The sequence below is a fragment of the Streptomyces sp. NPDC031445 genome, from assembly GCF_055581365.1.
Map to the genome: position 1 here is coordinate 187,859 of NZ_JBVIJO010000013.1, position 22,657 is coordinate 210,515.

19 protein-coding genes and 5 tRNA genes are annotated in these 22,657 nt (G+C 71.2%); 10 read left to right on the forward strand and 14 right to left on the reverse strand.

The window, feature by feature from the left end; translation table 11 throughout:
- Positions 1 to 83: 83 nt before the first annotated feature.
- A complete protein-coding gene (ndgR, locus tag ACZ5DC_RS30335) occupies positions 84 to 800 on the forward strand; it encodes an IclR family transcriptional regulator NdgR (protein WP_014675221.1) in 717 nt (238 codons plus the stop codon).
- Between the two features lie 85 nt (positions 801 to 885).
- On the opposite strand, the gene ACZ5DC_RS30340 is transcribed toward ndgR, so the two are convergent.
- Positions 886 to 1,383, reverse strand: a complete 498-nt coding sequence (locus ACZ5DC_RS30340) for a DUF4188 domain-containing protein (RefSeq protein WP_468657948.1) — start codon at positions 1,381 to 1,383, stop codon at positions 886 to 888.
- A gap of 80 nt (positions 1,384 to 1,463) precedes the next feature.
- Here ACZ5DC_RS30340 and ACZ5DC_RS30345 point away from each other — a divergent pair, with 80 nt between their 5' ends.
- Complete coding sequence (locus ACZ5DC_RS30345) at positions 1,464 to 2,108, forward strand: MerR family transcriptional regulator (RefSeq protein ID WP_468657950.1); 645 nt, start codon at positions 1,464 to 1,466, stop codon at positions 2,106 to 2,108.
- A gap of 51 nt (positions 2,109 to 2,159) precedes the next feature.
- Here ACZ5DC_RS30345 and ACZ5DC_RS30350 read toward each other — a convergent pair.
- The 10 genes from ACZ5DC_RS30350 to ACZ5DC_RS30395 all read right to left on the reverse strand — a co-directional run bounded on the left by ACZ5DC_RS30350 (position 2,160) and on the right by ACZ5DC_RS30395 (position 6,982).
- Positions 2,160 to 2,232, reverse strand: a tRNA-Glu gene (locus ACZ5DC_RS30350).
- 28 nt (positions 2,233 to 2,260) lie between these two features.
- Positions 2,261 to 2,332, reverse strand: a tRNA-Gln gene (locus ACZ5DC_RS30355).
- Between the two features lie 21 nt (positions 2,333 to 2,353).
- A tRNA-Glu gene (locus tag ACZ5DC_RS30360) sits at positions 2,354 to 2,426 on the reverse strand.
- 29 nt (positions 2,427 to 2,455) lie between these two features.
- Positions 2,456 to 2,528 (reverse strand) — tRNA-Glu (locus ACZ5DC_RS30365).
- A 21-nt stretch (positions 2,529 to 2,549) separates the two neighbouring features.
- Positions 2,550 to 2,621: transfer RNA gene (locus tag ACZ5DC_RS30370), tRNA-Gln, on the reverse strand.
- A gap of 90 nt (positions 2,622 to 2,711) precedes the next feature.
- The gene (locus ACZ5DC_RS30375) at positions 2,712 to 3,443 is read right to left on the reverse strand and encodes an HAD family hydrolase (RefSeq protein ID WP_468657952.1); all 732 of its coding nucleotides are present in this window, start codon (positions 3,441 to 3,443) and stop codon (positions 2,712 to 2,714) included.
- A gap of 63 nt (positions 3,444 to 3,506) precedes the next feature.
- Positions 3,507 to 4,181, reverse strand: a complete 675-nt coding sequence (locus ACZ5DC_RS30380; protein ID WP_468657954.1) for a DUF4241 domain-containing protein — start codon at positions 4,179 to 4,181, stop codon at positions 3,507 to 3,509.
- Between the two features lie 126 nt (positions 4,182 to 4,307).
- Positions 4,308 to 5,789 carry a glutamate--tRNA ligase gene (gene gltX / locus ACZ5DC_RS30385; protein ID WP_468657956.1) on the reverse strand — a complete coding sequence of 494 codons (1,482 nt, stop codon included), beginning with the start codon at positions 5,787 to 5,789 and terminating at the stop codon, positions 4,308 to 4,310.
- The gene (locus tag ACZ5DC_RS30390; protein WP_366751066.1) at positions 5,782 to 6,567 is read right to left on the reverse strand and encodes a fumarylacetoacetate hydrolase family protein; all 786 of its coding nucleotides are present in this window, start codon (positions 6,565 to 6,567) and stop codon (positions 5,782 to 5,784) included. Before ACZ5DC_RS30390 ends, gltX begins: the two co-directional genes overlap by 8 nt.
- Before the next feature lie 220 nt (positions 6,568 to 6,787).
- Positions 6,788 to 6,982 (reverse strand): hypothetical protein, encoded by a 195-nt coding sequence (locus ACZ5DC_RS30395; protein ID WP_366751065.1) that lies wholly within the window; start codon positions 6,980 to 6,982, stop codon positions 6,788 to 6,790.
- Between the two features lie 567 nt (positions 6,983 to 7,549).
- Here ACZ5DC_RS30395 and ACZ5DC_RS30400 point away from each other — a divergent pair.
- The 8 genes from ACZ5DC_RS30400 to ACZ5DC_RS30435 all read left to right on the forward strand — a co-directional run bounded on the left by ACZ5DC_RS30400 (position 7,550) and on the right by ACZ5DC_RS30435 (position 18,195).
- Positions 7,550 to 11,440 carry a sensor histidine kinase gene (locus ACZ5DC_RS30400; protein ID WP_468657959.1) on the forward strand — a complete coding sequence of 1,297 codons (3,891 nt, stop codon included), beginning with the start codon at positions 7,550 to 7,552 and terminating at the stop codon, positions 11,438 to 11,440.
- Between the two features lie 9 nt (positions 11,441 to 11,449).
- A complete protein-coding gene (locus ACZ5DC_RS30405; RefSeq protein WP_014675212.1) occupies positions 11,450 to 11,863 on the forward strand; it encodes a roadblock/LC7 domain-containing protein in 414 nt (137 codons plus the stop codon).
- A gap of 111 nt (positions 11,864 to 11,974) precedes the next feature.
- Entirely contained in the window at positions 11,975 to 12,373 is a 399-nt protein-coding gene (locus ACZ5DC_RS30410) for a DUF742 domain-containing protein (RefSeq protein ID WP_009190816.1), read from the forward strand.
- On the forward strand, positions 12,354 to 12,929 hold the full coding sequence (locus ACZ5DC_RS30415; protein WP_014675211.1) for a GTP-binding protein: 576 nt from the start codon (positions 12,354 to 12,356) through the stop codon (positions 12,927 to 12,929). Before ACZ5DC_RS30410 ends, ACZ5DC_RS30415 begins: the two co-directional genes overlap by 20 nt.
- Positions 12,930 to 13,327: 398 nt before the next feature.
- Positions 13,328 to 16,546 carry a sensor histidine kinase gene (locus ACZ5DC_RS30420; RefSeq protein ID WP_468657962.1) on the forward strand — a complete coding sequence of 1,073 codons (3,219 nt, stop codon included), beginning with the start codon at positions 13,328 to 13,330 and terminating at the stop codon, positions 16,544 to 16,546.
- A 10-nt stretch (positions 16,547 to 16,556) separates the two neighbouring features.
- Positions 16,557 to 16,970, forward strand: coding sequence for a roadblock/LC7 domain-containing protein (locus ACZ5DC_RS30425; protein ID WP_004983065.1), 414 nt, complete (start codon positions 16,557 to 16,559; stop codon positions 16,968 to 16,970).
- A gap of 93 nt (positions 16,971 to 17,063) precedes the next feature.
- Complete coding sequence (locus ACZ5DC_RS30430) at positions 17,064 to 17,633, forward strand: DUF742 domain-containing protein (protein WP_468657964.1); 570 nt, start codon at positions 17,064 to 17,066, stop codon at positions 17,631 to 17,633.
- A complete protein-coding gene (locus tag ACZ5DC_RS30435; protein WP_014675207.1) occupies positions 17,614 to 18,195 on the forward strand; it encodes a GTP-binding protein in 582 nt (193 codons plus the stop codon). The genes ACZ5DC_RS30430 and ACZ5DC_RS30435 overlap by 20 nt, the downstream gene beginning before the upstream one ends.
- 153 nt (positions 18,196 to 18,348) lie before the next feature.
- Here ACZ5DC_RS30435 and ACZ5DC_RS30440 read toward each other — a convergent pair whose 3' ends face one another.
- The 3 genes from ACZ5DC_RS30440 to ACZ5DC_RS30450 form a co-directional block, all read right to left on the reverse strand.
- The gene (locus ACZ5DC_RS30440) at positions 18,349 to 18,540 is read right to left on the reverse strand and encodes an acyl-CoA carboxylase subunit epsilon (protein WP_366753872.1); all 192 of its coding nucleotides are present in this window, start codon (positions 18,538 to 18,540) and stop codon (positions 18,349 to 18,351) included.
- 35 nt (positions 18,541 to 18,575) lie between these two features.
- On the reverse strand, positions 18,576 to 20,171 hold the full coding sequence (locus ACZ5DC_RS30445; protein WP_468657967.1) for an acyl-CoA carboxylase subunit beta: 1,596 nt from the start codon (positions 20,169 to 20,171) through the stop codon (positions 18,576 to 18,578).
- A 154-nt stretch (positions 20,172 to 20,325) separates the two neighbouring features.
- Positions 20,326 to 22,629 (reverse strand): polysaccharide lyase 8 family protein, encoded by a 2,304-nt coding sequence (locus tag ACZ5DC_RS30450; RefSeq protein ID WP_468657969.1) that lies wholly within the window; start codon positions 22,627 to 22,629, stop codon positions 20,326 to 20,328.
- Positions 22,630 to 22,657: the final 28 nt, after the last annotated feature.

Sequence of the window (22,657 nt, forward strand, 5' to 3'; positions counted from 1 at the left end):
CGGGCCGCTGTGTGATTCAAGGGTGGCGCGTTCCACGGAAAATTGAACTTGCGTTTCACAGAGTGAGACGTGAGTATCGTTGCATGGACAACAGTAGCGGCGTCGGCGTTCTGGACAAGGCGGCCCTCGTCCTGAGCGCTCTGGAGTCCGGTCCGGCCACCCTCGCGGGACTGGTCGGCGCGACCGGACTGGCACGACCCACGGCCCACCGCCTGGCCGTGGCCCTGGAACACCACCGCATGGTGGCACGCGACATGCAGGGCCGGTTCATCCTCGGCCCGCGCCTGGCGGAGCTGGCGGCGGCCGCGGGCGAGGACCGCCTGCTCGCGACGGCGGGCCCCGTGCTCACCCACCTCCGTGATGTCACCGGCGAGAGCGCGCAGCTCTACCGTCGCCAGGGTGACATGCGGATCTGTGTGGCCGCGGCGGAACGCCTGTCCGGTCTGCGGGACACCGTCCCGGTCGGCTCCACGCTCACGATGAAGGCGGGCTCCTCGGCGCAGATCCTGCTCGCCTGGGAGGAGCCCGAGCGCCTGCACCGGGGGCTGCAGGGCGCCCGCTTCACGGCGACGGCCCTGTCCGGCGTTCGGCGGCGCGGCTGGGCCCAGTCCATCGGCGAGCGCGAGCCGGGCGTCGCGTCCGTCTCCGCGCCCGTGCGCGGCCCCTCCAACCGCGTGGTGGCCGCCGTCTCCGTCTCGGGCCCCATCGAGCGCCTGACCCGCCACCCGGGCCGCATGCACGCCCAGGCAGTCATCGACGCGGCGGGCCGCCTCTCGGAGGCCCTGCGCCGCTCGGGCTGAGAGCGGCGGAACCGCTCGGCCGGGAAGCGGCCGCCTCAACGCCGCGGCGGCCCCTTCGCACCCCGAGCGCACTCCCCCACCGCGCCTACGCGCGCACATCACCGCCCGACCGGTACGCGAACCGGTCCCTCGCGTACCGCCCCCGCTCCTCCAGCGGCACCTGCCCGTGCGCGGCGGCCAGTCCGAACGCCGGCATGTCCCCGTAGACCGCTTCGTAGGACCCCTCCGGCACGACGTACGCCTCGTGCCAGATCCCGACCTGCCCGCGCAGCTTCCCGGCCCGCTCCTTGCGGTTGATCCGGGCCCAGACCTCGTGGTGGAAGGCGTCCGGCGCGGTCGCGTAGGCGTGCAGCTTGTCCTTGGACTCCCAGTACTGCACGACGTAGTACGTGCGCGGTGACGCCGTCAGCAGCACCTTGGCCAGCAGCCCGCGCGCGGGGTCCTTCTCCAGTTCCCGCAGCATGCGCAGCATCGCGAGCATCACCGGCAGCCACAGGTGGACGGCCCGAAAGCGGTTGACGCGCATGCCGATCAGCAGGACGACGACGTCGCCCTTCGCGTCGGCGGTCGTACGGGACACCATGGCGGCCCCTTCATAGGTGAGCGGCACTATCCAACGGGCACTGCTTGGATAGTGGCGGTATCCCAAGAGGAGCGCAAGACATGCGGCTCGCCGAACTGAGCAGACGCAGCGGTGTGGCCACCGCGACGATCAAGTACTACCTGCGCGAGGGCCTGTTGCCGCCCGGCCGCCGGGTCAACGCGACCACGGCCGACTACGACGAGGCGCACCTGCGCCGGCTGCGGCTGGTCCGCGCGATGATCCAGGTCGGCGGGCTCCCGGTGGCCACGGTCCGGGAGGTGCTGCGCCACGTCGACGACGAGTCCCTGGGCCGCACGATCCGGCTGGGCGCGGCTTTGTGGGCGCTGCCGCAGGTGCCGGAGCCCGACGAGGACGACGCGTACGTCCGGGCCGCGCGCCGGGAGGCGGACGAGCTGCTGGACCGGCTGGGCTGGTCGAACGCGCGGCTACTGACGACGATCTCCCCCGCGTACCGCTCCCTGGTGGTGGCGGTCGCCGCGTTCCGTCGGCTCGGCTACGACTGGGACGGCGAACTGCTCGTGTCGTACGCCGAGTTGATGCACCGGACGGCGAGGCTCGATCTGGACTTCGTGGAGACCCGTCCGTCGGAGGCGGAGAAGGGGGAGACGGCGGTCCTCGGCGCGGTGCTGACCGAACCGATCCTGCAGGCCCTGCGCCGGCTGGCCCAGGAGGAGGAGTCGGCCCGGCGGTACGGCTTCGAGTAGCGCCCGGCACGGCGAAGGCCCCCCACCGAGGTGGAGGGCCTTCCCTGTGCGTACCCCCGACCGGATTCGAACCGGCGCTACCGCCTTGAGAGGGCGGCGTGCTAGGCCGCTACACAACGGGGGCGTGGACTCTGCGTTTCCGCAGGTCCGAGCTGGTCTACCTGGACTCGAACCAAGACTAACTGAACCAGAATCAGTCGTGCTGCCAATTACACCATAGACCAATGATGGTTTAGACCAGTCAGTACCCCCGACCGGATTCGAACCGGCGCTACCGCCTTGAGAGGGCGGCGTGCTAGGCCGCTACACAACGGGGGCCCTAGCGATCCCGACGAGGTCGAGATCAGTACCCCCGACCGGATTCGAACCGGCGCTACTGCCTTGAGAGGGCAGCGTGCTAGGCCGCTACACAACGGGGGCTTTGCAGATAAGCTCTGCGAGCTGGCCTACCTGGACTCGAACCAAGACTAACTGAACCAGAATCAGTCGTGCTGCCAATTACACCATAGGCCACTGGAACTCAAGCCCCTACGGGGTTCTCGTTCTAGCTTGCTCCGCGGGGCTCCGGCCTTCCGGCCCGCGCCCCTCGGCGCAGGAAGAACATTACCCGAAGGTGGACGGGGCTCCAAAACGGCTATCCGCACGGACGAGCGCCGGGAGTTCGGCGAGGGTCGAGATCCGGTGCGCCACGACCTCCCCGGCGGCCCGCGCGTAGGCCGCCCCGCGGTCGATCCACACCGACAGCAGCCCGGCCTCGGCGGCACCCCGCCCGTCGATCTCGGGGTGGTCGCCGACGTACGCCACCTCGTGCGGGGGCAGCCCCAGCGCCTCGCAGGAGGCCAGGAAGGCGCCCGGCTTCGGCTTGGAGACGCCCAGCTCGGCGGCGCACAGCACGGACTCGAACCGGTGGAGCAGGCCGAGCCTGCGCAGCTTGTGCTCCTGGACGGCCACGCTGGAGTTGGACAGCACCGCGTGCCGGTGGCTGGCCGCGAGTGCCTCCAGGGCGGGCAGGACGTCCGGAAAGACGCTCCAGGCCGCCTCGTAGTGCCCGATGTACCGCCCGAACCAGTCGTCGGCCTCCGCGTCGGTCAGGTCCTTGCCCAGGAAGACCCGGACCCGGTCGCGCCGCTGGTCCTGGAAGGTGGTCTCGCCGGCGGCGTAGCGCGCCCACTGCTGCTCGGTGATCTCCCGCCACCGGGCCAGCGCGGCCTCGGCGCTGCCGTGGCCGGCGAGCAGCCCCTCCACCGCGAGGTGGGCCCGCATGCCCTCCCGGTCGGCGGTCGTGTAGTCGAACAGGGTGTCGTCCACGTCCCAGACCACGGCTCTGATCGTCATACGACCGACGGTACCGCCGCGCCCGCGGGTGCCGGGGAACCGGACCGTGTCCGTCGGGCCCGGTCAGACCTGCTCACAGGCCGGGTCCGGGGCCACGAAGAAGTCCGTCACGAAGCAGGTGACCTCACCCGACGCCGAGCGGCCCGTCCAGGTGGGGTAGCAGCCGTCACCCCAGCCGGAGGTGAACGCGGCCAGGCTGTGTCCGCCGTCCGCGGACCTGACCAGGTGCGGCCCCGCCGACCAGTCGCTGTTCTCGAACGCGTCCCACAGCGGCCCTTCCTCCTCCTGGGTCCCCGGGAACGCCTCCTCGGCCGAGGCGTCGTAGAAGCAGCCCGTGCCGGCGTCGACGCCGTACCCGTAGAACTCGTCGTCCCCCAGGCCGGCGGGGTCCTGGCCGGGGAGCAGGGCCAGTTCCCAGGTGACGGCCGGCTCGTCGCGGATGACGAGGCGGGCGGCGGCCACGCGCAGGTGGGGTATCCCGGACGGGGGCTCGCCGGGCCGGGTGAGGGTCGCGACGGCCGCGTCGACGCGGTAGCGGCCGGGCTCGACGGTGGCCGTGAAGGGCTCGACGTCGCCGCTGCCGAGGTAGACGAACGGGTCGCTCGCGACGACCCGGCCGGTGGGCAGGTCCAGCTCGCCGCCCTCGGCCAGGTGGATCACACCCGTGGTCCCGGACTCGTAGGCGAACGTGCTGCCCGGGGTGAACAGCCAGGTGTAGTCCCGCGGACTCATCGGCATGACGGCGCCCTCCTCGATCCCGCTCGCTGCGCGAGCCCTGTGAGCCGGAACACTAGTGCGGCCCGCTGACAGGCATGCCGAAGGGGCGGCAGCCGTACGGCCGCCGCCCCTCGGGTGCGCGTGCGCCTACGCCGTCAGCCTGGCCAGCGCCGCGTCGACGCGGGCCAGGGTCTTCTCCTTGCCCAGGATCTCCAGGGACTCGAAGAGCGGCAGGCCGACGGTGCGGCCGGTGACGGCCACCCGGACCGGGGCCTGGGCCTTGCCGAGCTTGAGGCCGTGCGCCTCGCCGGCGGCCAGGACGGCCTCCTTGAGCGACTCGGCGGAGGTCCAGTCCGCCGCCTGAAGCTTCTCGCGGGCGGTGCGCAGCAGGGCGTCGGAGCCCTCCTTCATCGCCTTGGTCCACGAGCCCTCGTCGAAGACCGGCTCCGGCAGGAACAGGAAGTCGACGTTGTCGGTGATCTCGGACAGGACCTTCAGCCGGGTCTGGGCGTGCGGGGCGATCGCCTGCCACTTGGCCTCGTCGAAGTCCTCCGGCGCCCAGGGCGCGAACGGGGCCTTCAGCCAGGGGCGGCAGCGCTCGGTGAACTCCTTCACGTCCAGCATGCGGATGTGGTCGGCGTTGATCGCCTCGCACTTCTTCAGGTCGAAGCGCGCCGGGTTGGGGTTCACGTCGGCGACGTCGAAGGCCCGGACCATCTCCTCGATCGAGAAGATGTCCTGGTCCGCGGAGAGCGACCAGCCCAGCAGGGACAGGTAGTTGAGCAGGCCCTCGGGCAGGAAGCCGCGCTCGCGGTAGAGGTTGAGGGACGACTGCGGGTCGCGCTTGGAGAGCTTCTTGTTGCCCTCGCCCATGACGTACGGCAGGTGGCCGAAGCGCGGGACCTCCTGCGCGATGCCCAGCTCGATCAGCGCCTTGTACAGCGCGATCTGCCGCGGGGTGGAGGAGAGCAGGTCCTCGCCGCGCAGGACGTGGGTGATCTCCATCAGCGCGTCGTCGACCGGGTTGACCAGCGTGTACAGCGGGGCGCCGTTCGCGCGGACGATGCCGTAGTCGGGCACGTTCTCCGGGGTGAAGGTCAGCTCGCCGCGGACCAGGTCGGTGAAGGTGATCGTCTCGTCCGGCATCCGGAAGCGGACGATCGGGGCGCGGCCCTGGGCCTTGTACTCCTCGACCTGCTCGGCGCTCAGGTCGCGGCAGTGGCCGTCGTAGCCGGAGGGCCGGCCGGCGGCGCGGGCGGCCTCGCGGCGGGTGTCCAGCTCCTCCTGGGAGCAGTAGCAGTGGTAGGCGTGGCCGCCGTCCAGCAGCTTGCGCGCGACGTCGGCGTAGACGTCCATGCGCTGCGACTGGCGGTACGGCGCGTGCGGTCCGCCGACCTCGGGGCCCTCGTCCCAGTCGAAGCCGAGCCAGCGCATCGCGTCGAGCAGCTGGTTGTACGACTCCTCCGAGTCGCGGGCCGCGTCGGTGTCCTCGATGCGGAAGACCAGGGTGCCCTGGTGGTGCCGGGCGAACGCCCAGTTGAACAGGGCGGTGCGGACCAGGCCCACGTGGGGGTTACCGGTGGGCGAGGGGCAGAAACGGACGCGTACGGAGCCGGGTGCGCTAGCCACGCTTGACAACCTTGTTGGTGAGAGTGCCGATGCCTTCGATGGTGACGGCGACCTCGTCGCCGACGCTCAGGGGGCCGACCCCCGCGGGGGTGCCGGTGAGGATCACGTCGCCGGGGAGCAGCGTCATGGCCTCGGAGATGTTGACGATCAGGTCCTCGATGGGGTGGATCATCTCGCTCGTGCGGCCGAGCTGGCGCTGTTCGCCGTTGACCGTGAGCTGGACGGTGAGGTCGTTGGCGGCGTCGACCGTGAGGCCGGTCTCCACCCAGGGGCCGAGCGGGCAGGAGGTGTCGAAGCCCTTCGCCCGGGCCCACTGCTTCTCGCGCTTCTGCACGTCGCGGGCGGTGACGTCGTTGGCGCAGGTGTAGCCGAAGATCACGTCCTTGACGCGCTCGCGCGGGACCTCGCGGCACAGGCGGCCGATGACGACGGCCAGCTCGGCCTCGTGGTGCAGTTCCCGCGAGAACGAGGGGTACTGGATGTCGTCGCCGGGGCCGATCACGGAGGTGGACGGCTTGAAGAAGGCGAAGGGCGCCTCGGGCACGTCGTTGCCCAGTTCGCGCGCGTGCTCGGCGTAGTTGCGGCCGAAGGCCACGACCTTGTTGGGGAGCACCGGCGGGAGCAGCCTGACCTTGCTCAGCGGCACCTTCGTCCCGGACAGCTCGAAGTCCGCGAACGGGATGCCCTTGATGATGTCGAGGACGAGTTCGTCCTGCTTGTCGCCCTCGACCGCGCCGAAGGCTACGTTCCCGTCGATGGAGAACCTGGCGATGCGCACGGGATGCTCGCGCCCCTATCTGAGAACCGGCGTACTGACGCCTCAGGTTATCGGAGCTATGCGAAGTTGTTCGCTTCCGGGGGCATCGCCGCAGGTCAGAAGCGGGTCACCAGGGCGGGCGGGGGCATGGCCGCCGCGGCCGGCCCACCGGACCGTACAAGCGGGCGCGGCCGGAAGGGACCGTCGTGGTCCTTCCGGCCGCGCCCGGCGGAGCCGTCGGTCACTCGCCGGCCGGGGCGCCCGCGCCGGCCGGGACCTCCATCAGGACGGTGCGCCTGGGGTTGGCGGTCTGGGCGGGCAGGTCGACGGAGTGCTCCGGCAGCTCGGGCGTGTGGAGTTCGCCGGTGTCCTTCAGGTGCGCCAGGGTCGTGCGCCGCGGGTTGGCGATCTTGTGGAACATCATCGTCGTCTTCACCGTTGTCGTCCTGTGCCCTCTGGTCGGGTGGTTGGCAGAGTCTTCCCTCTTGTAAAGCGTCAGGCTAAACATCCGATTCCCCGACGAAGACGCCAACTCCCTACGAGTCGCGTGTGAGTTTGCTCACGAAGTCACGGGCAAACCGGTCAATTCCGACCGGCAACCCGCCCTGGAGAAACGGACATTGACCCCCTGAAGGCATCATTCCGCTCCTGATCATGGCGACTGGGACAGAGGGCGCCGCGCGGCGTCTCGCATGGGTACGCCCGTTATGCCCAAGATCCGGTTCCACTGCTGGTAACCCGGCACTCACGGGCCGTCACGGAGGTCACAGCTCGGCTCACTGCCCTTGTTGGAGATCCTGCACTGTGCTGGAATTCCACGGACCGCCGCGGGATGAACCGGCGCAGGGGGCGCGCACAGCGCCGAGCGGCGGCGAGACAGGGGGGAACCAGCGCCGGTCACTCAAGACCACCCGGGGGGCGTATTCAGGGCGCTCCCCACAACGCCGACACCGTGTCCCTCCGTTCGCGCGGAGGGGCGCCTGGTCCAGAGGTTGCGACGCTAGTGCAGGGACGTTTCAAGAGGGATGGCAGCGCTTCGGCGGAGCCGGAGCCGCACGGCGGGACTGGCCCCAAGGCCGTCAGCTCCTCGCCCCAGCACGCCCAGAACCCGGGCCAGGGCCAGGCCCCGGACAGCGGTGAGCGCGCCGGGCGTCCGGGCGCGTCGGCCTCCGCGACCGCGACGCCCTCGGGCGACCCGGCGCCGCCGGTGAAGCCCGCGCAGGGCCCGACCGGCACCGGTTCGCGGCTCGCCCTGCGCAACTGGCGCATCTCCACCCGCCTGGTGTCGCTGCTCGCGCTGCCGGTGGTCGCGGCCACCTCGCTCGGCGCGCTGCGCATCGACCAGTCCGTCGAGGACATCCAGCAGCTCGACAACATGAAGCTGCTGACGGAGATGACCAAGCAGGCCACCGAGCTGGCCCACGCGCTCCAGGAGGAGCGCGACCAGTCCGCCGGTCCCCTGTCGCACGGCGGCCTGAAGGCGAACGACTACCAGATCAAGGCCTACCAGCAGAAGACCGACCGGGCCCGCGAGAACTTCCTCGACTCCTCCGAGCAGATCGACGCGGCCAGCAAGGACGGCAATCTCCAGGGCGTCCGCGACGCGCTGGTCGGCCTCGCCAACCAGCTGGACGACCTCGCCAAGATCCGCAAGTCGGCCTACACGTCCAAGGACAACGCGACCCAGACCGTCGAGTCCTACCACCGGCTCATCACCCAGCTGATCGGCCTCTCCCAGGACATGGCCGAGGCGTCCAGCAACCCGGAGATGATCTCGCGCACCCGCGCCCTGGCGGCCTTCTCCACCGCCAAGGAGTACGCCTCCGTGCAGCGCGCGATGATCGCCGCCGCGCTGCCGGCGACCACCAACACCAAGGGCGACCTCACCGAGAACGACCGCCTCTACGGCCAGTCGGCCTACGAGAGCGAGGGCTCGGAGCTGGCGATCTTCCGCAAGATCTACGCCAGCCAGAACGCCGAGGAACTGCTCAAGCCGATCGACGAGGGCAACCCGACGATCGAGTCCGCCGACACCTACGCCAAGCGCTCCTTCGAGTCCCCGGACGGCCTCCAGCAGCTCCCGGCGCGGTCCTACAAGGACTGGGTGGACGACAGCTCGACCAAGATCGAGCAGATGAAGAAGATCGAGCGCACGCTCCTGGAGGAGATGGAGCAGAAGGCGCGCGAGCTCAAGAGCGCCACCCAGCGTGACGCGATCATCTCCGGTGCGCTGATCCTGCTCGTGCTCGGTGTGTCGCTGGTCGGCGCGTTCGTCGTCGCCCGGTCCATGATCCGCTCGCTGCGCCGGCTCCAGGAGACCGCGACCAAGGTCGCCCAGGACCGCCTGCCCGAGCTGGTCAAGCAGCTGTCGGAGTCGGACCCGCAGGACGTCGACACCTCCGTCGAGTCGGTCGGTGTGCACTCCCGGGACGAGATCGGCCAGGTGGCCGCGGCCTTCGACGACGTGCACCGCGAGGCGGTCCGCCTCGCCGCCGAGCAGGCCCTGCTGCGGGGCAACGTCAACGCGATGTTCACCAACCTCTCGCGCCGCTCCCAGGGCCTGATCCAGCGCCAGCTCTCGCTCATCTCCGAACTGGAGTCCCGCGAGGCCGACCCGGACCAGCTGTCCTCGCTCTTCAAGCTCGACCACCTCGCCACGCGTATGCGCCGTAACGGTGAGAACCTCCTCGTCCTCGCGGGTGAGGAGCCCGGCCGGCGCTGGACCCGCCCGGTCCCGCTGGTCGACGTGCTCCGCGCCGCCGCGTCCGAGGTGGAGCAGTACGAGCGCATCGAGCTGGCCTCCGTCCCCACCACCGAGGTGGCCGGCCGGGTCGTCAACGACCTCGTGCACCTGCTCGCCGAGCTGCTGGAGAACGCGACCTCGTTCTCCTCGCCGCAGACCAAGGTCAAGGTCACCGGTCACGCGCTGCCCGACGGCCGCGTCCTGATCGAGATCCACGACACCGGTATCGGCCTCTCCCCCGAGGACCTCGCGGCGATCAACGAGCGGCTCGCCTCGCCGCCCACCGTGGACGTCTCCGTCTCCCGCCGCATGGGCCTGTTCGTGGTCGGCCGGCTGTCCCAGCGGCACGGCATCCGCATCCAGCTGCGCCCGTCCGACTCCGGTGGTACGACCGCGCTGGTCATGCTGCCCGTGGACGTCGCCCAGGGCGGCAAGAAGCCCGCTCCGGGCAAGCACGGCGCCCCCGTCTCGACCGGTGGTCCCGCCGCCGCGCAGGCCGCCGCCGGTGCGGCCGCGGCGCGGCGGCAGACCGCCGGCAACGGCGGCGCCCCGGGCGGTGGCGGTCTGCTCGGCGCCGGTCCCGGCCCGCGTGGCCAGACCGGCTCCGCCCAGGGGTCCCGGGCCGCGCTGCCCGGCACGGGCCAGGGCGGCCGTCCCGGCGCCCGCGGTCCCCAGGGCGGCCGGCCGGCGCCGGCCGGCGCCGGTGCGGGCGGCTTCGGCGGTCAGGCTCCGGGCGCCCCGCAGGGCCTCCAGGCCGCGAACCCGGCCGGGCCCCAGCAGGACGTCTTCGGCGGCCGCGGCCGGAAGCGGTCCGGCGGCGCCCCCGACCAGGGCCGCCGGCCCCAGCTCCCGCCGCGCGGCGGCCCGCGGGCCGAACTGCCCGGCGGTGACCCGCAGTCCCGCACGCCGGACTGGAGCGACGCCCAGGCCCCGCTGTCGCGCGCCTCGCTGGACACCCCGCGCGGCCACGACGAGCAGGACCCGGCGCAGACCGCGCACATGCCGCGCGTGGACGACCGGCAGGGTCCGGGCTCGACCGCGGAGATGCCGCGGATCGACGCCCAGGGACCGGCCGCGACCGGCGAGTTCCCGCGCGCCGAGCTGAACGGCGGCTCGCCCACGGGCCAGTTCGGCCGCCCGGACTCCGCCCAGCAGGGCGGCCAGTACGGGCGTCCGGAAGGCGCCCAGAACACGGGCCAGTTCGCGCGGCCCGACAGCTTCCAGCAGACCGGCCAGTTCCCGCGGCCCGAGAACCTCCAGCAGACCGGCCAGTTCCCGCGGCCCGAAAGCCCCCAGGACACCGGCCAGTTCGGGCTTCCCGACGACGGCCGGCAGCAGGGCCGTTTCGACGGCGGCGACCAGCAGGGCACCGGCTCGTACGTCCGCTCCGACGTGTTCGGCACGCCGGCGCCCGGGCGGCAGGACGACGGTGCTCGGCATACGGGTCAGTTCCCGGTCCAGCAGTCTCCGCAGGGGTACGACACCGGCTACGACGCAGGCTCCACCGGGCAGCACGCCCTGCCCGGCCGCCAGAACCCCGGTCACACCGGTCAGTTCGAGCGCCCGCAGCCGGCCCGCGCCGACTTCGGCGCCCCCCGTCCGCCGGCCCCGCAGCAGCGTCCGGTCCAGCAGGAGTCCGGCAACCGGGGCGCCGCCCAGGCGCCGGGTGACGGATGGGCCCTGCCGCCGGCCAGCGGCCCGGGCGACGGCCGTACCCCGCTGTACGACACGCTGGAGACCAACTGGTTCCACGGTCAGCAGCAGGAGGAAGCGCCCGCGCAGCGGCAGCCGCAGGCACCCGCTCCGCAGCGTCCCGCGCCCGCCGGCAACAACGGCAGCGCCAACGGCAACGGCAACGGCTCCTGGCGCACCTCGCCGAACGACGAACTCGTCCGGCAGGCCGAACGCGTCCGTCAGCCCGCGGCCGGCGGGATCACCACCTCCGGCCTGCCGCGCCGCGTCCCCCGGGCGAACCTCGTGCCGGGCACGGCACAGCAGCAACAGCACCAAAGCGGTCCGCAGGTCTCGCGCGCGCCTGACGACGTGCGCGGACGGCTGACCAATCTCCGTCGGGGCATCGCTCAGGGCCGTCAGGCCGGCAGCGGCCAGACCGGCAGCTTCCCGAGCCCCACTCACCAGCAGGAGCGTTAGTTGAGTCCGATGAGCCAGGCGGCACAGAACCTGAACTGGTTGATCACCAACTTCGTGGACAACACCCCTGGGGTGTCCCACACCGTGGTGGTCTCCGCCGACGGCCTTCTGCTGGCGATGTCCGAAGGCTTCCCTCGGGACCGCGCCGACCAGCTCGCGGCCGTCGCGTCCGGTCTGACGTCGCTGACGGCCGGGGCGTCCCGGATCTTCGAGGGCGGCACCGTGGCACAGACGGTCGTCGAGATGGAACGCGGGTTCCTGTTCCTGATGTCCATCTCGGACGGGTCGTCCCTCGCGGTCCTGGCCCATCCCGAGGCGGACATCGGTCTCGTCGGCTACGAGATGGCACTGCTCGTCGACCGCGCAGGGGCGGTCCTCACTCCGGACCTGCGCGCCGAACTCCAGGGAAGTCTGCTTCACTGACCGCCCCCGGCACCACCCACCTCACGAAAACACCGTCCGGCCGCCACAATCCCCCCACCGGCCCCGTCAGACGGCTTGACTGACCGACTTGCTGTCCCGCCCGGAGGATTCATGACCCCGCCCACCGCCCATCATGATCCGTACGCGGAGCCGTACGGGGACGAGGGGGACCAGCCGCTGGTGAGGCCGTACGCCATGACCGGCGGCCGGACCAGGCCTCGCTACCAGCTCGCCATCGAGGCGCTGATCAGCACCACGGCCGACCCGGCAGCGCTCATGGGGCTGCTCCCGGAGCACCAGCGCATCTGCCACCTGTGCCGCGAGGTCAAGTCGGTCGCGGAGGTCTCCGCGCTGCTGGCCATGCCGCTCGGTGTGGCCCGGATCCTGGTGGCCGACCTCGCCGAGGCCGGCCTGGTCGCCATCCACCAGCCGGGTGGGGACGAGAACAACGGCGGCGCACCGGACGTGACGCTGCTCGAAAGGGTGCTCAGTGGACTTCGCAAGCTCTGACGGGGGCCGGGCCACCACCTCCGCGAAGATCGTGGTGGCGGGCGGCTTCGGCGTGGGCAAGACCACGTTCGTCGGCGCCGTCTCGGAGATCAACCCGCTGCGCACAGAGGCCGTCATGACGTCCGCTTCGGCCGGCATCGACGACCTCACCCACACCGGGGACAAGACGACGACCACCGTCGCCATGGACTTCGGCCGCATCACCCTGGACCAGGACCTGATCCTGTACCTGTTCGGCACCCCCGGCCAGGACCGCTTCTGGTTCATGTGGGACGACCTGGTCCGCGGCGCCATCGGCGCCGTCGTCCTCGTCGACACCCGCCGCCTCGCCGACTGCTTCCCCGCGGTCGACTACTTCGAGAACTCGGGCCTGCCCTTCGTCATCGCCCTCAACGGCTTCGACGGCCAGCAGCCCTACACCCCGGACGAAGTACGGGAAGCCCTCCAGATCGGCCCGGACACCCCGATCATCACCACGGACGCCCGCCACCGCGCGGACGCCAAGAGCGCGCTGATCACCCTGGTGGAACACGCCCTGATGGCACGGCTGAAGTAGCACTCAAGTAAGACGGTCCGTACGGCAGTTGCCGTAGGGGGTGCGGAGCCGACTGTGGCCTTTGACACGGTCGGCTCCGGTGTTCATAACAGTTCGGCAGAGGAATCGCCCGGCATCACCACGCGACGCGGTCGTGTGGTGCCGCTGTGCGTACGAACGCCCCGCCTTTTGGCGGGGCTCGCTCTTTATGACCGTTTTATCTGTCGCTTACAACCGCTCCGTCACCGGGTTCCCACTGTTTGGAAGTGCACTGGTCCACGTGCTGGAATGCCTGAACTGCCCAATGGTCGAAGACGTACTGAGTACGTACCGAGTACGTACTGGTGGTCGATGGCGAACCGGGCTCTGAGAGACTGCGGCACGACGTAGGTGCCGACCGCCGAGAGGTTGTTGGTCGAGTGAGGCGAAGCAAGAACGGTCCCGAGCCGTCGGCACGGGGCAACTTCACCCCGCCGCCGCGCGCTGCGGCGCCCACCCCCGTTCCCGCTGCGGAACCGGCGGCCACTCCCGCGCCCAGCGGCGGTCGTCTCTCCCCCCGGAACTGGCGGGTGCCGACCCGGCTGAACGCCATCCTGCTCATACCCGTGGCCGTCGGTCTCGTCATGGGCGGCTTCCAGGTGAAGAGCTCGATCGACACCTGGCAGCAGGCCCGCGACGCCGAGAACACCGCCCTTCTCGTACGTGCCGCCCTCACCTACGCCGACGCGCTGGAGAGCGAGCGCGACGTCACCGCGGCACCGCTGCTGCTGAACAAGAAGGACCCACAGAGCAAGGCGGTCGTCGACAACGCCCGCAAGGCCACGGACCAGGCCGCCGACGCCTTCGACCAGGCGACGAAGAGCATGCCCGCCACGTCCGGCCTGCAGCGCCGGCTGAAGCTGTTCCGCGAGACCGAGCCCAAGCTGACGCAGCTGCGGCAGCTCGCCTACACCTCCAAGGCGACCGGCGTGAAGACCGAAGAGGGCTACGTCGAGGTCAGCCACCCCCTGATGGAGTTCGCCAACGAACTCGGTCTGGGCACCGGGAACATCACCTCCTACGGCCGTACCGTCTACGCCATCTCGCTGACCAAGGCGGCACTGTCGCTGGAGCGTTCGATCGGCACCCACCTGCTGGTCAAGCCCGGCCCGGACGCCCCGAACCTCGCGACGCAGCGGGTCTCCCTGTCCTCGTACGCCTACCTGGAGCGCATCGCCCGGGAGGAGTACCTCGGCGGTGGCACCGAGGCCGACGCGCAGAAGCTGAGCGACGCGGAACAGAAGATCAAGACGGACGCGGCCGCCATGGTGCAGAAGGCCAAGGCGAGCAACCCGCAGTACGTCGCCCCGCCCTCCGAGCTGACCCAGCTCGTGACCGCGGTCGCCACGATGAAGGACACCAGCAATGCCACGCGCGACCAGTTGGCGGCGGGCGGCATCACCGCCGACAACTGGTGGGCGGTCAACACGCTGAAGTACAAGGCCTACCGACAGATCGAGTCGGACATGGCCGACAAGGCGGTGAACGAGGCCTCGGCCATCGCCGACGACGCCAAGACCTCGGCGTTCATCACCGGTGCCGCCGTCGTGATCGCGCTGCTGCTGGCCTTCATCCTGGCCGGTGCGGTGGCGCGCCAGATGAGCCGCTCGATGCGCCAGCTACGCAACGCCGCCTTCGGCATCGCCGAGCAGCGGCTGCCGATGCTGGTCGACCAGCTCTCCCGCACCGACCCCGGCCGGGTCGACACCCGGGTCGCGCCGATCCCGATCACCACCAAGGACGAGATCGGCGAGGTCGCCCGCGCCTTCGACCAGGTCCACCGCGAGGCGGTCCGGCTCGCCTCCGAGCAGGCCCTGCTGCGGGGCAACATCAACGCGATCTTCACCAACCTCTCGCGCCGCAACCAGTCGCTGATCGAGGGCCAGCTGACCCTCATCACCGACCTGGAGAACAACGAGGCCGACCCGGACCAGCTGGAGAACCTCTTCAAGCTGGACCACCTGGCCACCCGTATGCGCCGCAACGGCGAGAACCTCCTGGTCCTCGCGGGCGAGGAGCCCGGCCGCCGCTGGGACCAGCCCGTGCCCCTCGTCGACGTGCTGCGCGCCGCCTCCTCCGAGGTGGAGCAGTACGAGCGCATCGAGCTGTCGGGCGTGCCGGAGGCCGAGATCCACGGCCGCGCGGTCACCGACCTCGTGCACCTGCTGGCCGAGCTGCTGGAGAACGCCACCACGTTCTCCTCCCCGCAGACCAAGGTCCGCGTCACCGCGACCCGTCTCCCCGACGGCCGCGTGATGATCGAGATCCACGACAAGGGCATCGGTCTGACCGCCGAGGACTTCGCGGACATCAACCACAAGCTGGCCAACCCGCCGACCGTGGACGCCGCGATCTCGCAGCGCATGGGCCTGTTCGTGGTCGGCCGGCTGTCCGACCGGCACGGCATCCGGGTCCAGCTGCGCCCCTCGGGCGAGCAGGCCGGCACGACGTCCCTGGTCATGCTGCCGGACGCGATCACGCACGGCGGCGGCGGCGAGGGCCCGCTGGACCGCGAGGAGTTCACCGTCTCGCAGATCATCCCGGAGCAGCAGTTCCAGGGTGAGAGCTTCGGCCAGCTGCAGCCGATGCGCACCGCCGCCGAGCTGGGCTTCGACGACAGCCAGTACCCGCAGGTCCCCGACGACATCCGCGACCTGGACCCCGTGGGCCGCTCGCTGATGCGCGAGGAGCGCCGCGCCGCCCTGGAGGCCCAGAACCACGGCCAGCAGCCCGCCGAGCCGCGGCAGGAGGCCGCCGAGACGCCCGCCGGCTACACGGACCCGTTCACCGGGCAGCAGCAGGCGTACCTGGAACAGCAGCAGCAGTCGTACGAGGCTCCGGTGTACGAGGAGCAGCCGCAGCACACGTCGTACGAGCAGCAGTACGAGCAGCAGTCCTACGACGAGCGGTACTACGCGCCGAACGGCGAGGTGCCGCAGCACGACGGCTTCTCCGCAGGCGGTGGTTACCCGGAGCCCGCGTCGCCGTATGCGGAGCCTGCCCAGACGACGTCCTACCAGGACGACTGGCCCCAGCAGGACGGCTACCAGAACGGCTATCCGGCCCAGTACGCTCCGGAAACGGAATCCTCGGGGGCCGCTGACGCGAGCGAGCGGAACCGCGTAGGCTTCGACCGTCCGGGAACGGCCTCTCCCGCCGAGCACGCGCTGACCGACGCCGGGCTGCCCCGCCGCGGTGGTTCCGCGAGCGACTCCCACGGCGCCGGCTCCGCGAACGGCACGGCCCACGTGCAGCAGGAGGCGCCGGCTCCCGCACCGGGGAACGCTCCGGGGACGGGCGGCCAGAGCAGCTGGCGTTCGGCGAACGACGAGCGGTGGCAGCAGGCCGCACAGCTCCGGAAGCCCAAGGCAGGCGGGGTCACCGCCTCGGGCCTGCCGCGGCGGGTGCCCAAGGCCAATCTGGTCGAGGGTTCCGCCGAGACCACCCCCCAGGGAGGCCCGCAGGTCTCCCGCGCCCCGGAGGACGTCCGGGGCAGGCTGAGCAACCTGCGCCGGGGCGTCCAGCGCGGACGCAGCGCAGGCAGTGAAACGAACGGCCAGGGCTTCGGTCCTGACAGCACCTACAACCAGGAGCGTTAGTGTGAGCCCGATGAGCCAGGCGGCACAGAACCTGAACTGGTTGATCACCAACTTCGTGGACAACACCCCGGGGGTGTCCCACACGGTGGTGGTCTCCGCCGACGGACTCCTTCTGGCGATGTCCGAAGGCTTCCCCCGCGACCGCGCCGACCAGCTCGCGGCCGTCGCCTCCGGTTTGACGTCTCTGACGGCGGGCGCCTCCCGGATCTTCGAGGGAGGCAGCGTAAATCAGACGGTTGTGGAGATGGAGCGGGGATTCCTCTTCATCATGTCCATCTCCGACGGTTCCTCGCTCGCGGTCCTGGCCCACCCGGAGGCGGACATCGGCCTCATCGGGTACGAGATGGCCCTTCTGGTGGACCGCGCGGGCACGGTCCTCACCCCGGATCTCCGTGCGGAACTCCAGGGAAGCCTTCTCAACTAATAATCGGACGGTGCGTATTCGCGTCCCGGGGCCGTAAGGTTTCGGGACGGGTTCCCCAGGAATGGGTGCCCGGCGCAGTCGGAGGAGGAGAAAGTGGCAACACCCCCAGGCGGTTCGTCTTCGGGCAACTGGTCGTACGGTCCCGCACAGGGGCAGGGCGACGGCTCGGCGAACCCGTACGACTTCCCCTCCGCTCCCCGCCACCGGCAGCCGTACGCCCCCCAGGGTCCGGGCCCGTCGCCGTACGACCAGCCTCCGGCGCCGCGCATCCAGCCGGTCCAGCCGCAGCGCCGCCCCGAGCCGGCACCGGCCTCGGCGTCCAACAACCCCTTGGTGCGTCCGTACGCCATGACCGGCGGCCGGACCCGCCCGCGCTACCAGCTCGCCATCGAGGCACTGGTGCACACCACCGCCGCTCCGCACCAGATGCAGGGTCAACTGCCCGAGCATCAGCGGATCTGCAACCTCTGCCGGGAGATCAAGTCGGTGGCCGAGATCTCGGCCCTTCTCACGATCCCCCTCGGCGTGGCCAGGATCCTCGTCGCCGACTTGGCGGAGGCGGGCCTGGTCGCCATCCATCAGCCCGGCGGCGACGAGAACGCCGGTGGCCAGCCAGACGTGACACTGCTCGAAAGGGTGCTCAGTGGACTTCGCAAGCTCTAGCGGCGGTCCTTCCCGCTCCACCACCTCCGCGAAGATCGTGGTGGCGGGCGGCTTCGGCGTGGGCAAGACCACGTTCGTCGGCGCCGTCTCGGAGATCAACCCGCTGCGCACAGAGGCCGTCATGACGTCCGCTTCGGCCGGCATCGACGACCTCACCCACACCGGGGACAAGACCACCACCACGGTGGCCATGGACTTCGGCCGCATCACCCTGGACCAGGACCTGATCCTGTACCTGTTCGGCACCCCCGGCCAGGACCGCTTCTGGTTCATGTGGGACGACCTGGTCCGCGGCGCCATCGGCGCGATCGTCCTCGTCGACACCCGCCGCCTCGCCGACTGCTTCCCCGCGGTCGACTACTTCGAGAACTCGGGCCTGCCCTTCGTCATCGCCCTCAACGGCTTCGACGGCCAGCAGCCCTACACCCCGGACGAGGTCCGCGAGGCGCTGCAGATCGGCCCGGACACCCCGATCATCACCACGGACGCCCGTCACCGCGCGGACGCCAAGAGCGCGCTGATCACCCTGGTGGAACACGCCCTGATGGCCCGCCTGCGCTAGCCGGTCCCGCGCGAGGGGCCCTTTCCGTCCGGAGAGGGCCCCTTTGCCGTACCCCGGGGGGCGTACGGCGGCCCGGCGCGCGACCGGGTGCCGGACGCACCGCGGCCCCGCCTCCCACGAGGGGTGGCGGGGCCGCGGTCGCGTGCCTGAGGCTCAGTGCCAGCTGTGCGGGGCCCGGAAGCCGGGCTCGCGCTCCAAGCGGCGCCAGCCCGCCTTCGGGCGGGCGCGGTGGGTCACCGTGGGCTCGGGGCGGGCGGCGGCGCGGGCCAGCAGGATCGCCGTGATGGCGGCGACCTCCTCGGGCTCGGCGTGGCCCTTCTCGACGCGGATGTCAGCAGTGCTCATGGGTGTCGTTCTCCCTGGGAGAGGTGTCCGCCGGGTTACTGCGGAGGGTTGCCGTGCTTGCGGGAGGGCAGGTCGGCGTGCTTGGTGTGCAGCATCGCCAGGGACTTGATCAGCACCTCGCGGGTCTCGGCGGGGTCGATGACGTCGTCGACCAGGCCCCGCTCGGCCGCGTAGTAGGGGTGCATCAGCTCGGACTTGTACTCCTTGACCATCCGTGCCCGCATGGCCTCGGGGTCCCGGGCCTCAGCGATCTGCCGGCGGAAGATGACGTTGGCCGCGCCCTCCGCGCCCATCACGGCGATCTCGTTCGTCGGCCACGCGTACGTGAGGTCGGCGCCGATCGACTGGGAGTCCATGACGATGTAGGCACCTCCGTACGCCTTGCGCAGGATGAGCGAAATCCTCGGCACGGTCGCGTTGCAGTAGGCGTACAGCAGCTTCGCGCCGTGGCGGATGATTCCGCCGTGCTCCTGGTCGACACCGGGGAGGAACCCGGGAACGTCCAGGAACGTGACGATCGGGATATTGAAAGCGTCACACATCTGGACAAAGCGCGCAGCTTTTTCGCTCGCCTCGATGTCCAGCACGCCCGCCAGGACCTGCGGCTGGTTGGCGATGATGCCGACCACCTGGCCGTCCAGACGGGCGAGGGCGCAGATGATGTTGCGCGCCCAGCGCTCGTGGACCTCCAGGTACTCGCCGTCGTCGACGATCTCCTCGATGACCTTGGCCATGTCGTAGGGCCGGTTGCCGTCGGCCGGGACCAGGTCCAGCAGCACGTCGCCGCGGCGGTCCGCCGGGTCCGCGGAGTCGACCCGCGGAGGGTTCTCGCGGTTGTTCTGCGGGAGGAGCGACAGGAGGTAGCGCACCTCGGCGATGCACGTCTCCTCGTCGTCGTACGCGAAGTGGCAGACGCCGCTCGTCTCGGCGTGGACGTCCGCGCCGCCCAGACCGTTCTGGGTGATCTCCTCGCCCGTGACGGCCTTGACCACGTCGGGGCCCGTGATGAACATCTGGGACGTGTCGCGGACCATGAAGACGAAGTCCGTCAGCGCCGGGGAGTACGCCGCGCCGCCCGCGCACGGGCCGAGCATCACGGAGATCTGCGGGATGACACCGCTCGCCTTGGTGTTGCGCTGGAAGATGCCGCCGTAGCCGGCGAGGGCGGAGACGCCCTCCTGGATGCGGGCACCGGCGCCGTCGTTGAGCGACACCAGCGGCGCGCCGGCCGCGATGGCCATGTCCATGATCTTGTGGATCTTGGTGGCGTGGGCCTCGCCGAGGGCGCCGCCGAAGATCCGGAAGTCGTGGGCGTAGACGAAGACCGTACGGCCCTCCACCGTGCCCCAGCCGGTGATGACACCGTCGGAGTACGGCTTCTTGGCCTCCAGGCCGAAGCCGGTCGCCCGGTGCCGGCGCAGCTGCTCGACCTCCTGGAAGGACCCGGGGTCGAGGAGCAGCTCGATCCGCTCCCGCGCCGTCAGCTTGCCCTTGGCGTGCTGCGCCTCGGTCGCCTTCTCGCTCGGGCCCGCCAGGGCCCGGGCACGGATCTCGTGCAGTTCGGCGACCCGTCCGCGTGCGTCCGTCGGCTCACCGGTCGGCTCACCCGTCGTCTCTTCCAAAACGGTCATGTAGCGACCTTACGAAGGACCCGAAGAAAAGCGAGCCGTCGACTCCGTACAGTCTCCGGCCCGTTTTCCTGGTGCCAGTGAACAGAACCGTGACGGCATGCAGGCATTCCGACTGCTCAGGAGGGCGTCCCGTTGTAGGGAGACCACAAGGCCGTCAGCCGAGAGCCAGCTCACATTCGTGGGTGGCACATGCCATCCCCGGAGTGACACGGAGCCTCAGACGGCGGTCAGCCGAAAGGACCTCGACGCCGTCGCCGGCCCGGGTCACCCCGCGCACCGGACGGTCCCAGACCAGCTCCAGCGGGGCTCCGGTGCGGGGCGGCTCGCTCACGCGGAGGGCGGCCGTCCGGCCCCGGCGCACGACGAGCACGCTCGCGCCGGCCGAGACCGTCAGGTCCCCCACCGTACCGGCCCGCCAGAAGTTCCACGCCGTCAGGCCCAGCCGGGGGACGGCGACGGCCTGGTGGCCGGCGTCGTTGGCGAGGACGGACAGCCAGTGCCGGTCGGCGGCCCGGGCGGCGGTCTCGGCGCGGGAGGCGCCGGGCAGCAGGACGTAGACGTAGCGGGCGGCCTCGGGGTCGGTGCCGTGGTCGAGCCAGAGGGTCTGCCACCGCCGGGTGCGCCGCTCGTCCGTGCTGGTGGTGTTGATGTCCGACCAGGCGCCGGTGCGGTCCTCGCGCAGGGTGCGCAGCTCGCCGCCGTACGGCAGGACCCAGCCGCCGTGCTCCTCCAGATGGGCCCAGTTCCGCCCGCGTACGAAGCCCTGGGCGCCGTCCTCGCCCAGGTTGCGGCTGTCCACCACCGTCTCCACCGGGACGCCGTCGGCGCAGGAGATCCCGGCGCCGAGGCAGACCACGGCGTCGTCGAGGAAGAACCAGGACTTGTGGGCCTCAAGGGTGGAGCCGAGGCCCTTGAGGTGCTGTCCGACCGCCGCGTACGTGCCGTCGGTGGTCCCGCCGACCCAGCGGACGTCCGGCTTGGGGGCGCCCCACTCGCCGCCGGCCCGGTCGGACAGCCGCTTCGTGGACACGGTGGTGCCGGGCAGCCGGTACCAGTCGACGGTGGGCCAGTACCAGTCGGTGTACTGGTCGCTGCGGCCCCGGGGCCACCAGGAGAGCATGCCGGACCCGGTGTGCCAGCCGCGCGGGTTCTCGCCGTTGCCGCACTCGTAGTGGGCGATGCGGTCGCTGGCCATCGCGAGGGCGGCGGTGAAGCGGGGGGTGCGGTGGACGGCGCGGTCCATGGCCGGGAAGAGGCGGTGGCCGAGGGGTTCCGGGGCGGCGGGTCCGGGCGAGGCGGCGATGGCGCGCAGCCGCGCGAGGTCGGCGACACCGAACTGAGGCGACGTCAGCACGGGTACGACGGTGTCCCGTTCGATCCAGCCCCTGATCCGGCCGTGCCACCGCTCCCGCTCGGCCGCGCTCGCGCCGTCCGCGAGCAGGGCGACGGCGGCGATCAGGGCCTGCCCGTGGTAGTGGTCGCCGCGCAGCACGTGCTGGTCGTCACCGCGCAGGTAACCGCGGCTGATGGCACGGCCGTTGACGCAGTCCATCACCAGCCCGTCGTGGATCAGGGGTGCGTAGGCGTGCTCGACGCCGTCCAGGATGTTCTGCCGGGCGGGGTCGGTGACCTCCCACTGGGACCCGGCGAGCAGCGCGAACAGCCGGCCCAGCCCGTCGAGCAGGACCTGGCCGTACGTACCGGAGTAGGCGACCCAGGTGTGCTGGACGAAGGAGCCGTCGGCGTAGAGGCCGTCGCCCCGCGTCACGTACGGGAAGACGGGCGAGAGGGCGTCACGGGCCAGGGAGATCTTCTCCGGACTGCGGCCCAGGACGCCGCGCACGGCGACCGAGCGGCACAGGTCGACGCGGTTGGCGCCGGTGGAGGTGCCCGAGTAGTCGGTGAGCACGGCGTCCGGGACGAAGTGGTCGACGGCCGCGCAGGCCGCCGCCACCCGCGCGGGGCCGGCCTGCTCGTACAGGGCGGCCGTGATGTCCGTCAGCAGCCGGGGGCTGCCGATCTGCCACTCCCACCAGTTGCCGTAGCGGGTGGTGGCCGGGTTGTAGACGGTGGCGGAGAGGTGGTCGAGCCCGCGCAGTACGTCGGCGAGGAGACCGGGATCGCCGGTGGAACCGGTGCCGGCCTGGACGTACGCCTGGGCCATGGTCCACAGGCGGTCGTAGCTGGAGGTGATCCCGGAGGGCGGGTCGAAGGGGTGCCCGGGCCAGAGCGAACCGGGACCGGGGACCATCCCGGCCCGGAACTCCCTCGCCTGCTCCCCGAGTTGAGCGAGCCGGGAGGCGTACGGCTCGGCGGCCGGGTCGTACCCCGTGCCCAGGGCGATGCCGAGCCAGCGGCGGCGCAGCACGTCGTACGGGTCGCCGGCCGCCCGCGCGCCCGGCGCCGGGACGGCGGCGAGGGCGGCGGCCAGCAGCAGCGCGCGTCGGGTCATGCGCATGGGCCCGGTCACCGCCCTCTCCCGCCGG

Coding starts and splice junctions, on each gene's coding strand:
- ndgR (WP_014675221.1), top strand. CDS start 84: ATGGACAACAGTAGCGGCGTCGGCGTTCTGGACAAGGCGGCCCTCGTC.
- ACZ5DC_RS30340 (WP_468657948.1), bottom strand. CDS start 1,383: ATGGTGTCCCGTACGACCGCCGACGCGAAGGGCGACGTCGTCGTCCTG.
- ACZ5DC_RS30345 (WP_468657950.1), top strand. CDS start 1,464: ATGCGGCTCGCCGAACTGAGCAGACGCAGCGGTGTGGCCACCGCGACG.
- ACZ5DC_RS30375 (WP_468657952.1), bottom strand. CDS start 3,443: ATGACGATCAGAGCCGTGGTCTGGGACGTGGACGACACCCTGTTCGAC.
- ACZ5DC_RS30380 (WP_468657954.1), bottom strand. CDS start 4,181: ATGCCGATGAGTCCGCGGGACTACACCTGGCTGTTCACCCCGGGCAGC.
- ACZ5DC_RS30405 (WP_014675212.1), top strand. CDS start 11,450: ATGAGCCAGGCGGCACAGAACCTGAACTGGTTGATCACCAACTTCGTG.
- ACZ5DC_RS30410 (WP_009190816.1), top strand. CDS start 11,975: ATGACCCCGCCCACCGCCCATCATGATCCGTACGCGGAGCCGTACGGG.
- ACZ5DC_RS30425 (WP_004983065.1), top strand. CDS start 16,557: ATGAGCCAGGCGGCACAGAACCTGAACTGGTTGATCACCAACTTCGTG.
- ACZ5DC_RS30440 (WP_366753872.1), bottom strand. CDS start 18,540: ATGAGCACTGCTGACATCCGCGTCGAGAAGGGCCACGCCGAGCCCGAG.
- ACZ5DC_RS30445 (WP_468657967.1), bottom strand. CDS start 20,171: ATGACCGTTTTGGAAGAGACGACGGGTGAGCCGACCGGTGAGCCGACG.
- ACZ5DC_RS30450 (WP_468657969.1), bottom strand. CDS start 22,629: ATGCGCATGACCCGACGCGCGCTGCTGCTGGCCGCCGCCCTCGCCGCC.